This window comes from Maridesulfovibrio frigidus DSM 17176, assembly GCF_000711735.1.
Taxonomy (GTDB): Bacteria; Desulfobacterota; Desulfovibrionia; order Desulfovibrionales; family Desulfovibrionaceae; genus Maridesulfovibrio; species Maridesulfovibrio frigidus.
The window spans coordinates 181397-196920 of record NZ_JONL01000005.1 but is presented as its reverse complement, the minus strand read 5'-3'; the positions used below and the strand labels follow the sequence as shown (position 1 = coordinate 196920).

11 protein-coding genes and 2 tRNA genes are annotated in these 15524 nt (G+C 41.9%); 3 read left to right on the top strand and 10 right to left on the bottom strand.

Going from position 1 to position 15524, the window contains the following annotated elements; translation table 11 throughout:
* Positions 1-9: 9 nt before the first annotated feature.
* Together BR06_RS20735 and BR06_RS0111575 are read right to left on the bottom strand one after the other, a co-directional pair.
* Positions 10-1896 (bottom strand): methyl-accepting chemotaxis protein, encoded by a 1887-nt coding sequence (locus BR06_RS20735; RefSeq protein WP_051677039.1) that lies wholly within the window; start codon positions 1894-1896, stop codon positions 10-12.
* A 403-nt stretch (positions 1897-2299) separates the two neighbouring features.
* Entirely contained in the window at positions 2300-2635 is a 336-nt protein-coding gene (locus BR06_RS0111575; protein WP_031483121.1) for a zinc ribbon domain-containing protein YjdM, read from the bottom strand.
* Positions 2636-2904: 269 nt separating this feature from the next.
* Between BR06_RS0111575 and BR06_RS19765 the strand changes: the two genes are divergently transcribed.
* On the top strand, positions 2905-4659 hold the full coding sequence (locus BR06_RS19765; RefSeq protein WP_051677037.1) for a DUF389 domain-containing protein: 1755 nt from the start codon (positions 2905-2907) through the stop codon (positions 4657-4659).
* Between the two features lie 137 nt (positions 4660-4796).
* Here the strand turns inward: BR06_RS19765 and BR06_RS19760 are convergent, their stop codons facing one another.
* Positions 4797-5537, bottom strand: a complete 741-nt coding sequence (locus tag BR06_RS19760) for an FRG domain-containing protein (protein ID WP_051677035.1) — start codon at positions 5535-5537, stop codon at positions 4797-4799.
* A 779-nt stretch (positions 5538-6316) separates the two neighbouring features.
* Here BR06_RS19760 and BR06_RS0111555 point away from each other — a divergent pair.
* The gene (locus tag BR06_RS0111555; protein WP_031483112.1) at positions 6317-7084 is read left to right on the top strand and encodes a substrate-binding periplasmic protein; all 768 of its coding nucleotides are present in this window, start codon (positions 6317-6319) and stop codon (positions 7082-7084) included.
* Between the two features lie 192 nt (positions 7085-7276).
* Here BR06_RS0111555 and BR06_RS0111550 read toward each other — a convergent pair whose 3' ends face one another.
* The 7 genes from BR06_RS0111550 to BR06_RS0111520 form a co-directional block, all read right to left on the bottom strand.
* On the bottom strand, positions 7277-8344 hold the full coding sequence (locus tag BR06_RS0111550) for a hypothetical protein (RefSeq protein ID WP_031483110.1): 1068 nt from the start codon (positions 8342-8344) through the stop codon (positions 7277-7279).
* A gap of 585 nt (positions 8345-8929) precedes the next feature.
* Positions 8930-9706, bottom strand: coding sequence for a DUF3226 domain-containing protein (locus BR06_RS19755; RefSeq protein WP_031483108.1), 777 nt, complete (start codon positions 9704-9706; stop codon positions 8930-8932).
* 2 nt (positions 9707-9708) lie between these two features.
* Positions 9709-10824 (bottom strand): AAA family ATPase, encoded by a 1116-nt coding sequence (locus tag BR06_RS19750; protein ID WP_051677033.1) that lies wholly within the window; start codon positions 10822-10824, stop codon positions 9709-9711.
* A 270-nt stretch (positions 10825-11094) separates the two neighbouring features.
* Positions 11095-11171, bottom strand: a tRNA-Asp gene (locus BR06_RS0111535).
* A 43-nt stretch (positions 11172-11214) separates the two neighbouring features.
* Positions 11215-11290: transfer RNA gene (locus BR06_RS0111530), tRNA-Val, on the bottom strand.
* Between the two features lie 145 nt (positions 11291-11435).
* Positions 11436-12212 (bottom strand): class I fructose-bisphosphate aldolase, encoded by a 777-nt coding sequence (locus tag BR06_RS0111525; protein WP_031483104.1) that lies wholly within the window; start codon positions 12210-12212, stop codon positions 11436-11438.
* Positions 12213-12236: 24 nt separating this feature from the next.
* Entirely contained in the window at positions 12237-13493 is a 1257-nt protein-coding gene (locus BR06_RS0111520; protein WP_031483102.1) for an RsmB/NOP family class I SAM-dependent RNA methyltransferase, read from the bottom strand.
* A 331-nt stretch (positions 13494-13824) separates the two neighbouring features.
* Here BR06_RS0111520 and BR06_RS0111515 point away from each other — a divergent pair, with 331 nt between their 5' ends.
* Complete coding sequence (locus tag BR06_RS0111515; RefSeq protein WP_031483100.1) at positions 13825-15468, top strand: hypothetical protein; 1644 nt, start codon at positions 13825-13827, stop codon at positions 15466-15468.
* Positions 15469-15524: the final 56 nt, after the last annotated feature.

Sequence of the window (15524 nt, the reverse complement as noted above, 5' to 3'; positions counted from 1 at the left end):
TTATAGTTATTAGAATCGCTCAAAACCTTGATCTTCAGAGAACCTTTGACGCTGATGCGCACTTTTCGAAGCAGGTAAAGCACTCTTATGCGAAGTTGTATTCTGATTGAAAGTAAAGATTCCGACTGCGGTGCGCAGTATTTCACTCTGTCCGGCAAGTTGCTCACTAGTTGCGGCCATTTCTTCTGAGGAAGAGGCATTTGATTGAATAACGTCATCAAGTTGCTGAATGGAGCGGTTTATTTCTTCCACTCCTCCATTTTGTTCAGCGGTAGTAGCAGATATCTCTTCTATTAGCTCGGCTGTTTTCTGAATGTCTGGAATGATTCGTCCCAGCATATTTCCAGCTTCATTTGCGACATTTACGCTTGATGCTGAAAGTGCGCTTATTTCAGCTGCGGCCTTGCCGCTATGCTCAGCCAATTTACGAACTTCTGCTGCGACGACGGCAAATCCTTTACCGTGTTCACCTGCTCTAGCAGCCTCAATTGCAGCATTAAGTGCAAGCAAATTAGTTTGCCGTGCAATGTTCTCAATTACACTGATTTTACCCGCTATTTCAGTCATAGCTTCAACTGTTTTTGCAACAGCCTCTCCACCAGCTTCAGCATCTGTAGCCGCCTGAACAGCTATCCCTTGTGTTTGCTTAGCGTTGTCAGCATTTTGGCGCAAACTCGAAGTCATTTCTTCCATGCTCGAAGATATTTCTTCAATACTTGCAGCTTGGGCATTAGCTCCTTCAGCTACACTCTGTGAGGATGCTGACAGTTCTTCGCTACCCGCACTCATTTCATTTGTGGCTCCACTGATTGACGTAATTGTTTCTGTCAGGTTTTCAGACATTTGTTTAACTGCACGGGCCATGTCTCCAATTTCGTCGCCTTTTGCGAGGTCCTTTTCCGAAATGGTAATGCGTAGGTCGCCTTGAGCAATCTTTTGAAAGACACTTACAAAAGTGCTAAATGAGTTGGATATCCGGCCGACGATTAGGAAGATCACAAGTGCCGCCGCAAGAATAGTTAGTAATGTTCCGACAATTGCTACATTCCGAATTGCGCTAAGCGGGGTCATGAGCTCTCCGAGAGGAGCTGTTACCGCAACAAGCCAGCCTGTTTGTTCTACTTCGGAAAAAGCCATTGCCTTCCACTGGTTTTGCTTATCGAAGAAGTACTTATATTTACCTTTTTTCTGGGCAATCATAACCTTTCCGTAATCTGATCCGCTTACATCCAGTTCCATTATGTATTTGGGATTAGGATGTCCGATGATCAAGCCTTTAGAATCTGTGAGAAAAGCATATCCATTTTGACCGATTTTGATGGGGGCGAGAATCATGTCGTATAGGTCAGTGATTTTGATTACAGCGAAAAGGACACCTTTGACCGTTCCTGATCTATCTTTGATCGGGGTTGATACAACAAATATGGGATTACCTGTTGCGCGGCTAGTCAGAGGCTTGGACTTAGCAATACTGCCGCCTATAGAAGTTTTAAAGTATTCTCGATTTTCAACATCAAGCGATGCGTAGCTTTCCGGGCTGGCTGTAATAACTTTGCCGTCAGCCCCTACGAGGGCGACACCTTCGTACCAGGGGAAATCTTTAAGTGCATTTAGAGTAAATGAGTGTGCGTCCTGTGCTGCCTGCGTATTCCCTTCAATAGCTTGAATGAAAATTTTGTTTCTACTCCAGTTGGATAGATTTCCCGTTATGCTTTCCATCCATTCTTCAAGAGATCTGGTTGCTGCATTCGCATCACGAGTTATGGCAGTTACAATTTCATCTTCAAGGATGTTTGATGATTTTATATAGCTGAATGTTTGAAGCGAGATTATTCCAAGGATGATAATTGATAGAATGGGGAAAAGTAGTTGCCCTTTGAGCTTTAGTTTGAACATACACTGGAACTCCTTAAACATGTTAAGTAATAACTTGCGCATTTTATAGATTAGCAAAAAACGTCAATTTAAATTTCAGTTGCAGTTCACTAAGCTGTTTCTGAAATTAGTCTGTTTCTCGAGTCTCATTGTGGAATAATGTTTAATATATTATTTACAAGAGGAACAATGTCCACATGATATTATAAATTATATTCAGTTTAAGTGGTTGCAGGTGTGCTGTTGTTCGAATTGTTTTTGCGACTAATAAGGGGGCAGGACGTTTTAGATATGATTTTTACGAGTAAAATTGCAATTCGTATATATGGAAAAATGGTGTCGAGATATAATGAAAAAGGGATACCAATCTAACGATTGATATCCCTTTTTTAGGAAATGTGGCGAAGCCGAATAATTTTTAAATCTACGCTTTCTTTACTATAGAGGTCTTAAGCATCATTGCACCAAAGTTAGGTATTTTGCAGGAGATGTCGTGAATTCCATCCTCTGGTTCTACCAATCTGATGTTTTTTACTTTTGTTCCTTTTTTAATGGAACCAGATGCGCCTTTTACCTTTAGGTCTTGGGTAATGATGACGGTGTCGCCGTCAACCAAGACATTGCCGTTTGCATCTTTGTACACTTTTTCTGCTACGTCTTCAGGCTGAAACTCAAAATTACATTCTGGGCAAATAAGCGCACTACCATCAGAATACACATGCTCACACTTACACTTCGGACAATTTGGTATATTTTCCATTACTTCCAACTATTAGGTTTTTATTATCCCTCTTTCTTAAAGGGGGTAATTAATTAAAAAGTCCAAGCTAAATCTTCTAAACTTTCAAGTTTAAAAGAGCTTGGATAAAAGTCATCTGGTTTGATAACCTTTCAGCACATTGGCTCTATTATTTATCATTTAGCAGACTTTGTAAAACCCTAAAGAAGAAGCACATTCAGACCTAAACAGTTTGTGGTGACCATTTGAATTATTTGCCTTGTTTTATTTTTATGGTACGAATCAATACTATGAAACAGAAGAATGATGACAACTTTATTGTGTACTGTGTGCGGCTTCTTTCAAAATCATTGCATTTGAAAGTTTCACCTGAACGTTTCGATGTTATTTGCAAAACTGTTGCAGAAGGCTCGCAGCCCGAAGCTCGATTTTACATCATGGTTGTGGTGTCCACGCTGATTGCCGGGGCTGGACTTATAAGTAACAGTACTGCAGTTGTTATCGGGGCGATGCTTGTGGCTCCTCTGATGACTCCTATTTTCGGAATTTCTTTGGCTCTTGTGCGTGAGGATACAAAGCTGTTGAACCGTGCTTCCCTAGCGGAAATAGTTGGGGTCGTGGCGGCTATAGGCATGGGGCTGGTGGTAGGGTGGCTTGCCCTAAAAACAGACCCCTATCTTAAAGTTACTCCTGAAATGTTATCCAGAACCAACCCTAATATGGCCGACCTTGCCGTAGCTGTGCTGGCTGGGCTTGCGGGAGCTTATGCCCTTATTGACGAAAAGATAAGTCCCATCCTGCCGGGAGTGGCCATAGCCACAGCCATTGTCCCGCCCCTAGCTAACAGTGGACTGTGTATCGCTTACGGGGCTTACAGCGGAGCCATTGGTTCGTTCCTTTTGTTTTTTACAAATTTTGTGTCCATTCTGCTTGTGTCCTCCGTACTTTTTTACAGGGCGGGAATGGCTCGTGCTACTGTTGCAGATACTCCCCATAGAATCTTTCGAAAATTCGGCCTTGCGAGCATTGGCTTTATTGTAATGCTCGTCATCTTGGCCAACTCTTTTTCAACGATAATACGTGATCGCATGGTGCATCATCAGGTTAAGAAAAGATTGACCGTTGAGTTTGCAGATTATGCGACAACAGGCCTTGATAAACTCCTTATTAATATCCGTGATGGAAAGGTTCATGCCCTTGCACAGATCTATTCTTCCGGCACATTGTCCTCGGATGCAGTGCAAAGGATTGAAGACCAGATCGCTGTGAAACTTGAAATGCCTGTCAGTCTGGTTGTTAGAGAAATTAGTTCCAGTGACATCTCCTCCGAAGGTTCAAATGTTGCGTTGGTGGAGCACACGCTGGATGGTTTTTTTGTGAATGATGATGTTCGGCCCAGTGTTCGTACTGTGCAGGCTTCTGAGTTGGTGATTAAAGATTATCTCCGTGCTCATACAGGGTTGCATCTGGTACATGCCGACTTTTTCCATCTTGAAGATCAAGCAGTGATTCTGGCTAAAATTTCCGGGGTCCGCAGGCTTGCAATAGATGAAATCAAGATGCTGGAATCGAAGATCAGAGAGAAAGTTAAACTGCCACGACTCAGACTTATTCTGCGTTTTGAAGATGTTGCTCTTTATACCGATGCGGGGCTCATCCTTCCTTATTGGGATTCCAAATCCTCCCCGAATAAAAAACAGGCTGATGTTGTTGATAAAATCAGGCTGGCTCTTGAGAATTCTTTCTCTAAAAATGAGCACTATTTGCTCGAATCAATTCATAATTCTATTGTAGGCGGCCAGTATGAAACGCTTGTAGCTGTCAGCGGGGCGGGAGCTTTTGAAAGAAAAGAACTCGTAGCTTTGGAAAATCATCTGGAATCACTTGTTGGTAATCAGGTGCAGCTTTATGTCTGGATCAATAAAGGGCCCGTCATGACCCGAAAAGGGCTTGTTTCTTTTGCGCAGTTGAATGAATCAAGGAAAGGCAGGTTGAATGAGGATGATGAACAGCTGCTCTGGAAAACTTTGAGAAGGGTTCGTTAGGGAGAGTTGGGACTGATCCGAAGGGATTCGGCCCTCGGACTCTGGCGTGGCAGGCTAGAGGTTATCGTTGCGGTCCAATAAATTAAATATGTTACATTGTAGTGATTCGTTAGGTCATGTTTTACCTTTATGAAGACTTATTTTTTTTGCAAGCTTCTCAGTTCTTTTGCGTAATTTTCTATATCTGGAAATAAAATAGAACGACGAATGCCAAGTATGACCAATTCTGATCTGATTCTGTTAATGTGCTTTGCTGGAATAACAACTTTTTCTAAAAATGGACTTTGTTCATGTTCATCCAAAGGTGCGCTCATGTCATGAAGAGTAAAACATGACATTTGATTGAGCATTCTAAAGTCATTCTGACTGGCAATTACTGCAACTGGTCTAAATGAAGTGGTTCGATTCTTAGGGAGTTTGAAGGCATTTTGACATCTTTCTCTTAGTTCCGGACTTAGCGTACTTAAGTTCGGCAGTGTTTCAAATTCATGTAAGGAAGAATTTAATAATCCGGGATTCAGCATGCTAATGGATGCATCTTCTGTCCCTTTGTTACCGGCGGTTGCGAAATATGCTGCGACTAAAGGGGATTCAGACCAATCAAGGAGTCTAGTTGGCAATCCATAATGCTGCATCAATACCAGCCAATCTCCATATTCTGTTTTTGCTGGACAATTATCTATAAATACTTGTGCCTTCAACATGAATCGTTGAATCATTTGTGATTCAAGGTGTGGGGTGTAGTTTCGATATATATAAGGCTGCAAGGGCCATGATTCTTTACGTTGTCCTCGAAACCATGGCATATAGTCCCCGGAATTTCTAATATGTTCAATAAGATCTGAAATACTTGTGATTGTTTTGCTCTGAGATGTCATATTTAAATCCTAGTTTACCGCAACATACAGCGTTCCTGAAACCCGACAAAAACATTCCTGATGTCGGCGATACTTCCGAGTTCTGTCTTGGCATCTTGGACAGAGTTTTATTTCAGGTTTAGAAGCTCGGGAAGTTTGGTATCATTAAGTTAGTTTTGTCTTCTACGATATGGATAAAATTAGATTGGTCATTAATTCCTATTGGAACCCATGCGGTATTCACGTCCGAACACAATACGTAATATTTATACCCGAAAATACTACTGATTTGGATCGAAACAATCTCATCCCAGTCAACAGAATGCCACACGCATGAATCATTTTCATATCAAATTTCATGTCTTCTTTCACTAAGATTGCAACGAAAACAGGTACTGTTGCCAGTAGTTCAATCTTCAGTATAGGGGGGATTAATGGTCCTATTGGGCATGTGAAAATAATTTCTTCATTCTCCATATAATCACACAAGGCCTATACTTTTCGTGTTTCCAGATCGCACCATCACTCACCTCTTCTCAGAAGTTAATTATCTACACTATATCATTATTTTGCGCGGATAGTCCACTGAGATGGCTATCGTAGAACTTCAACATTTGCTGGTTGATTACTGGAGCGTCTGCCAATCCCTCAAAAACATGAAAAGGGTTACATCTTTCGATGTAACCCTTTTTCAGTAAAGTGGCGGAGTCGAAGGGACTCGAATTATCGGCTTTCGGCGTGATAGAGGTATTTGTTTTTTCTGATTTCTATTGATTCAAGTTTGAAAGAAATGTATATATATGTTTATGCTTAAAATAAAAAATATTTTCTTTTTCTTAATTATTACAGCATTCATGGTCTCATTTGAGACGTCAATATATGCTGAAGTTGAAAAGGATTATTTCGGTCGAGAAATGACCTTTGTCTATTCTCAACCGTTGGAATTCCCGAAAACACAAGCATTGATCAGACTTTATTCTGAAGTTTTTAGACGGGCTGGTATCAGATTTAGATATTTGAATGTACCTAGCAAGCGCGCAATGAGTCTGTTGTGCTCCGGTGAGGTTGATGGAGATCTAGGAAGGCTTTATTCTTTTATGAATCAAGATAGGTGTGTCGTGAGGGTTGGTGAACCCAATTTTAGCATTTCTATTACTGCATTTTCAGCAAATCCGAATATTTCATTGAATGGTTGGGAAAGTTTGCGTGGGTCAAAATACAAGGCTGAATGTTTCAGGGGTGAATTGATTTGTTTAACCAGAATATCGGACCTTCTGCCTCCTGATCAGTGTTCTGAAGTTAATACTGTTCATCAGGGAATACAGAAGTTGTTCAAGGGAAGGACAGATGTTTTCATCAAAGGTACGGGAGCTGTAGACTGGTACCTTAAGTCAGATCAGTTTAAAATAATAAGTCAAGGCAGGAAGATATATAAATCCGGAGTGATGGAAAGAACTACCAGTCACATGTTTTTGTATAGAAGACACGCTTACTTAGCTTCCAAAATAGCAGAGATTTTACGAGATATGAAAAAAGATGGTTCTTTTCAACAATTGATGCGTTATTGAAATTTCATATGAAATTCAGGATTGTTTAATTTTTATCGGTATCCAGACTGGAAAGGATTCATTTCAGACAAAAGATTAGTAGCTGCGGATGTTTAAGACTATTCTAAATGAATTTTCTTGTTTGGCGGAGTCGAAGGGGCTCGAACTCTCGGCCCCCGGCGTGACTGGAGTGGAATCGCCCGGCGTAGCTAATTAATTCAAACGGTTAGTCATTGATGATTGCTTGGGGGGTGTCAGATGATGCTGAAACTTTACGTGATGTTTCTGATCCATTGAGTCCATTGTGTCCTGTGTGTTGGGGGTGTTGTACAAGAAACTGTTCAGTAAAGGGCTTTTGTAGCATGGATTGGAAAGGCTCTTATCTAATTCTGACTGAATCATACCATAGCCATCTAGCGTGAAATGGCACAAGGTGTTATTGATCTCAGCCCACTCTGCTATGGGTATCTCTTCATCATATGGAAAATTAACAAAATTTTTCCTTCCCATGTTTACATAGCTTAGAGAATTATGTGCCTTTTCAAATTTTTTATTAATTGATTTCAGGTAGTCATCTGACATGACTTCACGCAACACATTCATAATATCGGTTATTAAGCTGCCTTTAACTATGTTCAACACTGTGCTGCTGGCAAGCCAGGATGCAACATCGAGACACGCGACCCTTCCGCCTCCGCAGCCAAGCACTTCTACTGGGTTGTGCGCGATGGGTTTAACCTCCTCAACATATGTTGAAAAAGCTAACTGAGCATCACCTGGAATGAAATCCCGGAACTGATCGCTTAATCCCCTATGCCTTTCTTTTTTTACTGTTCTCAGCAGCAGACCTTTTTCAACAAAATGAGATAGCAAAGATGGGTCAACAACCATTCTTCCTAGATCTTCAGAGTATCGGCTACCAATACTCTCATGTACTTGTTTCTTGAACCAAAGCGGAAGACTGCCACTAATGCCATAATCCTCTTTTATCAATCTAGCATTTAAGATGCAAACATCTATGTGCCTAGGGTTTACCATAAGATCCCCAAAATTCTGGATTTGGCAATTGTCAGCATACGTTCCAGCCAATAAAACGGTCAACTCCATTAATTTAGCATAGCTTAAGGCAATAAAAGAAAAATGTTTAACAACGGAATTCTTTGATATACGCTCCAGCTCGACTTGTCTTAAAGTAATAAATTCCTCATCTAGATTCTTTGGATCTATTGTTGAATCTAGGAGCTCATTAAATCTTATTAAATCACAAATTGTCGTATCCATCTTTCACTCCGTATGCCAAGTGGGAAAAATCTGTCTTGCTCTATTTCCACTAGTTAGTCGCTCTGAAAAAACTAAGTCCATTTGCTGGTCATCGTTGCCCCATGTCCTTTCCGAGCAGTATAAATGCCAAGAGTGCACAAATGTCACCCAGCATATGCACCCACTTCATCATGTTGAATGAGGATACAGAGTTCATAATAAATAACAAAAAGAGGAAGAATATAAATTGAAGTTTTATATGTTACATAAAGAATCTCTCTCTCGCTAATGTAAGTTGAAGAGTGATTCTAAGTATAGTTAACACAATATATGCTCAGATTGACACAATAAACTCCCCCCAAACAAATTCAGAAGAATAAAAGGAATCAATCGGAGGTTGTAAGAACTATGTTTCCTCTACCTGCTGTGATTATTGCCTAAAATAAATATTGTGTCCGATGGATGTGTCCGGTCCATTTTACCAGTACCAAAAAGAAAAGGAGATCAATCTAAACGATTGATCTCCTTTCTGGAAAAGTGGCGGAGCCGAAGGGACTCGAACCCTCGGCCTCTGGGGTGGCAGGCCGGGATGTTGTGACTTTGTTATTAAAGGGAAAAAAGCTCTTTAATAAAATTTTCAAATGCAATAATTTGAGGTAAAGTTCGCGTTTCTTCTGAAATCCAACGGTTGTCCTGAATAGAAACTTGTATTGATTTCCCAGGCTTAAGCACGCTGCCTACAATGTTTATTTTCGCTTTCTTCTTTCCGGCAGGTTTCAGGATTTCTTTTTTGTCCCGCCGTTTGAATTCATCACAAGCAATATCAAGTGAGTCAATCAGGCTACAAGCTGATTGCATAAGAGTTGGGTATACTTTTTCAGCACATGGAATCAGAAGATCTTCAAGTGTTCCTTCAGATGAGTTGTCTGGTAGGATGTATACGCCCGTATTTGGGGAACCACTTGAAGCTTTGCCGGCTTCGGCAGGGCGAACTAATTTAAGTTTTTCGATTCCGTCTGCAAAAGCGTTAAACCTGTTCACTGGGGTCTTTTCACTGTCAAGGTCCGCGATGATGCCAACTCCGTCGAGGTCTTGTGCAACGAGAACAGCCAGAGCCTCCTGAATATCTTCTACTAATCTTGTGTCTGAGTTTGCACAACTGATGGCGATTATCATTTCATCTGCTTTTCGGAAGAAGGCAGGGACAGGCATTCGTTTTAAAAGGTCACCTTCGTGAGGAAAGGATGTAGGTATTAGATCTTCAAAAGGAGTTCCCTCAATGTCTGCTATTTGCTTAACCAGAGTGAAGTCATAGAATTTAAGAATCTTTCCAACAAATGCGAGATCATGTGGGCCTTCGACGGCGAGGTATCCATATTTCATTTTTATCTCACATCAAATCCGCGTTTGTGGCGGATGCGGTACAGGATGTCGTGTGAATACCTTTTGAACAGTGAGCCGCCTTGATTTAGTTTATATACGGCAAGGTCATCTATTGAAGCATCTATGAAAGCATCAACGGCTTCGAGGCTGTGGGTGGATGCAAAAACTTGGATATCTAATTTTTCGGCCGCCTTGGCGATCCATGTTGCTGTTTCTTGCAAGGCCGATGTGTGGATAGAGTTATCTAATTCATCAAGGATGCAGACTCCATCTTTAGCACTTATTAATTGCATTGCAATGAACAAAACACGCCTCAAGCCGTCGCCAAAGCTTATTATTGGGGCTGTTCCGGTTTTTCTATGTTCTATATGAAGTGTTGCCGCTCCTTCTTCTTCCAGTATGACAAGGCCTTGTATATCGGGGTCAAATTCTTGCAATAGTTCAGTCAGGTTGTCCAAAAGGCCTAGTGAGTACGCTTGCGAATATAATTTTGCATATACTCCGAATATTCTATGGGCATGAGGTTCTACGAATTTGACGGGTAGCTTCGCCTCAAACTGGATGCTCTTTCTTATGTATTGTGTCGGGGTATTGTTCCATATTGTAATGTTGTCAGAATCGAAGATGCCGGGGAGCGTGTCTGCTCGCTCTGTTTTAAGCGTGATGGTTAGCCCATCTTCCTCTTCATGGGTAAGAAGGCTTTCAAAACCTTCAAGAGCAGCTTGACTCTCAATACCTATACTGGACTCCTCAGGAATGCCTTGAACTTCTTCAAAAACGGCACTGTATTTTCTTATACGAATTCTTCCGCTTCCTGATATAGCTAGTTCTGCAGTATGGGAGGATGTATTTTGAGTCGTTGCAGGGAAAAGCCATTTAACCCTTTGGAGTGTATTTAGAGCTCCTCTTCCTGAAATAAACCTAGCTTCTCTAAGGCGAGAGATTTGTATCAATTTAAAAGCATCTGCCGGATTACAAAATGCATACAACGCTTCCAGTACAGAAGTTTTCCCGCAGTTGTTATCGCCAACAAACAGGTTTATTCTACTGAAGTCATTCAGTTCTAATTCCTTAAGCCCTCGGAATGCGTGAATGGTAACATTATCGATGTGCTGCATTATGTGTCTCTAATATAGGTGTATTTAATGGATAGAGAGTAGCTGTGAATTATGAAAAATGCCAGAGGTGTTTTTTTGAGTATAGTATGTGTGAACCACGTCTGGATAAATGGGATATACCAAATAAATTGGTAGCCCATCAGGCGATCAAAAAAAATAGGCATATCTAAATAGATTGATATGCCTAAGTAAGTGCGTTTCATTTCTCTTAAACCCACAAAAGCAGAAAAGGGTACCAATCTAAATGATTGATACCCTTTTCTAGAAAAGTGGCGGAGCCGAAGGGACTCGAACCCTCGGCCTCCGGCGTGACAGGCCGGCGTTATAACCAGCTTAACTACGGCTCCGCAGAATAATAAGTGAGTTAAGCAGCACTTATTAGTTTGTTTGTGGTAGGCGAAACAGGGCTCGAACCTGTGACCCTCGGCTTGTAAGGCCGATGCTCTTCCAGCTGAGCTATTCGCCCCCTAATTCAGTTTGTCAAAACTAAAGGGTGTGTTGAACTTGCTGCACTTGCGTGCGCTTTATTCTTCTCACCGCCACGAAGAGGGATACTGCCGATGAGTTGCCTTTTTGTCAAACAGTTTTTTGATGTATATCGCAAATAATTTCTAAGTGTCTGTTATTGTTTCTTTTTTGTGAATAACTTTTGCAAACTTTTCCATGCTTTCAATGGGGTTTTTAGTCTGAAAAATGTTCCTTCCTATGCAGCACCCCTTACAGCCCGATTCTAAACCGCGTAAAGTGTTGTTGATGGCGCCTTCAATTGTTTGTCCTAGTGGACCGCCTGTGACTAGAACAGGAACGGGGCTGGCTGCTACCGCTTTGCGGAAAGCCTCACCGTTGTCAGGGTATGGCACCGCAACGATGTCAGGGCCAAGTTCTGCGCCGATGCGGATGCAGTGAGCTACCAGACTTGAATCATGTTCATTCACAATCTGGCTACCTCTGGCAAAAACTGTTGCCAGCACAGGAATTCCGAGCTGGTGAGCTTCGTCTGTGATTTCACCTAGGTCTACCAGCATGCGGTCTTCAAGCTCGTTTCCGATATTAACGTGTACGGATACAGCGTCGGCCCCTAGTCTCAGAGCTTCCTGAATAGAGCAGACAATGTTTTTGTTATATGAAGGAGAACCGTGTCTTGTTCCTGCATTCATTTGTATGATCAGGTTTATATCTTCAGGGATAATTGCGCTGAAATGTCTTGCCAGTCCTTTGTTCAGGATTACACCCTGCACTTCGGATGAAGTTAGATCTTTCAGTATAGATGGGATGGCACCAAGGCCGTCGATCATTCCTTCGTTTGCACCGTGGTCGAGTGCTAGAATGAGTGAATTCCCACTTGTTTTGTCAAATAGTCGCTTCATGCGACGTGTAGTACCGTTCATTAAGTCCTCGTATATTTTATAATTCTATTTTTCTGTCCAGATAAAGCGGCTACCTTTTTTGCCTGTAAAGCCTAAAAGTAACTGTTTGAAATATAAACCGACAGGACCTTTCCCTTTGGCCGGAGCTGTCAGGCTTTGCCCTGAAAATAATTTAGCTAAATCTTCCGCATATTCTAATACTAGCGCGGATGCATCCGGTATTTTAGGAAGTAAAACGTGTGCGTACGGATTAGGTCTGAATTTTTTACCTGAAATCTTACCAAGTGGATAGCCCTGCCAGCGAATGTCCGGTGGCAGCATGGTTAGCGCGTGTCTGTTTAGGAACATTGCTTTGCCTTTGAAGTCATAAAGCTCGCCGTCCGGCAATGCTGAAAAATCCACAGCTTCGGGATAATCAAGCTTTTTTAGATTCAACTTTTGTCCCGGCAAGGGCGCAGTTTCGGGGTATTCTGGTTCGGCATTGCCGGGTTTTCTTAGCCCGCAAACGTAGAATCCCTGACCACCGCCTGATCCATCAACCCGCAAGACTCCATCCATATTCGGCAGAAGCGGATCTGCAATGGTGAATCCTTCGGGGTGAGGTAGTTTTATCAGTTCGAATCCTAGTTCCTCGGTTGCGAAACGGGTCTGTTCCTCATTTTCCTGCACATTGGTGGTACATGTCGAGTATACAACCTTACCACCCGGAGTGAGTAGATTATATGCTTTTGCAAGTAGTTCCCGTTGCAGTGCGATCAGAGGCACGGTCTTTTCGCCGGACCATAGATCCATAGCTTTTGGGTTTTTGTTGATGGTTCCCCAACCGCTGCAAGGTGGATCTAGTAAAATATATTCCCATCCGTTCGCAGGAAGTGGAAGTTTTTGCGATTCGTAACTTACCGTTGCACTGTTGATGGCTTGTACGCGTCTTAGATTTTGGCGTAAAAGAGCGAGCCTGTCTTTTGATGGCTCACTGGCTAGAACAAATCCGTCGCGCCCGACCAATCTTGCTAGGAGTCCGGTTTTACTGCCCGGACTGGCGCACATATCTAGCACTTTTGCGCCAGATTCAGGGTTAAGCATTATCGGTGGCAGCATGGAGGAGCGATCTTGTATATAGATACGCCCGAACCTTGAAGCTAGCGAATCGCCAAGCGGGAATGGTTCTTTTGTTAGAATACGCGCCATGGAGTAGAAAGGTTCCGCTTTAAATTCAAAGCCTTGCGAGAGCAAAAGCTCTTCAACTGCGGAGACGTCTTTTTCTGAGCAGATTAGTCTGAATGTTCGAAGATTGTTTGTCATAATGTATCTATAGAAAAATTAATGCATTTTTTATGTAGTCGCGGAGGCGCCATGGTAAGTGCTGGGCAAGTCGCTTACCTGTCAGTTCGAGGTAAGACAGATAAAACAGGGTAGAACATTTGACAAGAGCCTGTTTGGTTTGTTCCCATGTTTCGCTTTGCGTCTCGAGGCGTTAGCTGTTACAAGTTTTTTACCCGTATCCTTGATATGGGGGTATGGATATTGGGTCTTTTTAGGGACCTTTCCAAAAGAGTTTCAGCAATAGATTAGTTATTTAAAATATATAACGTACAATTCCGAAAGTTTTTTACTTTCCGGGAGGATGAAGTACATGTCATTTAAGAGAATTATAGCCTCATTAATTTTAGTAATTTCAATTTTCGCAGCAGGAACGGCTTCTGCCGGCTTGGCGCGCTCATATGCTGTTTATCCATTTGAAGTAAATGGACCTTCACAGTATAAATACTTGAGCCGTGGCGTTCAAACTATGCTCATTTCTAGACTAAACTGGACAGGACATTTCGAACCGCTTGCGGCGTCCAAAGAGTTGAGCGTGGCTGATCGCCCTACTTCAAATATTGAAGAAATTAAAAGTTCAGAGAAATTAGGTGTAGATTACCTGGCTTTGGGTAGTATCACCATAGTAGGAAAAGACGCTTCTATTGATTTGCGTATGGTTGATAAGGATGGGAAGTCATGGACAAAAAGCTCCAAGACAACAATCGAAGGCCTTATCCCTGCATTAGATGGCTTGGCTACAGAGATTAAGGGTGATTTGTTTGAAAAGCCCGGTACTAAAAAGGCTACTAAAGAAGACAAAGCTCGCGAAGAAGCTCGCCCAAAAGCGGCTATGAACCCTGAGTTTTTAACAGCTTCTGCCTCAGCTATTCCGATGCAGAGCAATATTAATGCTCAGTTCAGATATGAAGGCGGAACCGAAACTCCTGGCCGGTGGCGCAGCCAGAGTGTTGATGTTGTAAACCGTGGTGGTTTTGTTGCTGATGTTACCGGTGATGGTAATCAAGAAGTGGTTATCCTTACTGATCGGGATATCAAGGTTTTCTCCGTTAAAGATCAGCGTTTGAAAGAACTCCTTTCCTATAAGTACTCTTCACGGGCAAATGGGATTAAAATCAGTGCAGTAGATATCGGTAATGATGGAGTGAAGGAAGTAATCCTTTGCGTTATCGTAGACCACCGACCTATTTCATATATATTGTCGTTCAAGGGCAAGGTCGTGAAAGAATTAGTCAGCAGAGTTACTAAATTTCTTAGTTCTGTTCGCCTTCCTCCAAACTATACTCCTACAATTGTAGGTCAGGCATATGATTCCAGTCGTACTTTTTATTCAAAAAATATGGTTGAATATATGTACTCTGGCGGTGGGTTAGTTGCTGTTAGAACTCTTTCTGTTCCTGAATTTGCTAATGTTTTCAATACTGCTTTTCTTCCCGATAAAGAAGATTACAAGATGTTAGTCATTAATAAATATGGAAGATTGGGCGTTTATAATAAAGACCGCGAGCCTTTGTATGAAAGTCAGGCTTCATATAACTCAGTTGATGTTAAGTTTGAAACATCCAGCAAGCTCGTAGGATTTGGTTCCGAGAATGAGAAGAATTCTATGGGCCATTATTACTCAGTTCCGATGGCTATAACTATCGCTTCGATATCCGATCCTCAGAAACCTGAAGTTCTTTTAAACAAGGACTTGTCTGTTGCTTCACAGGTTTTTTCCAATTATAAGAACTTCTCACAGGGTGAGATTCATTCTGAATACTGGGATGGAGTCGGCATGAGTCTGGCATGGAAAACTCGCCGTATTAAAGGAAGCGTAACTTCATACGGAGTTGGAGATATTGATAATGATGGAGACAAAGAGCTTTATTGTATTTTGAACAGCTATCCCGGAGCGCTGGGAGTCAAATTCAGGAAAACTCTAATTATAGCTTATGAGCTTAATCTCAAAAAATAAAATATGAAATCCGGCCTCCTGCTAGCGCGGGAGGCCTTTTTGTTCGTTTTGCCCGA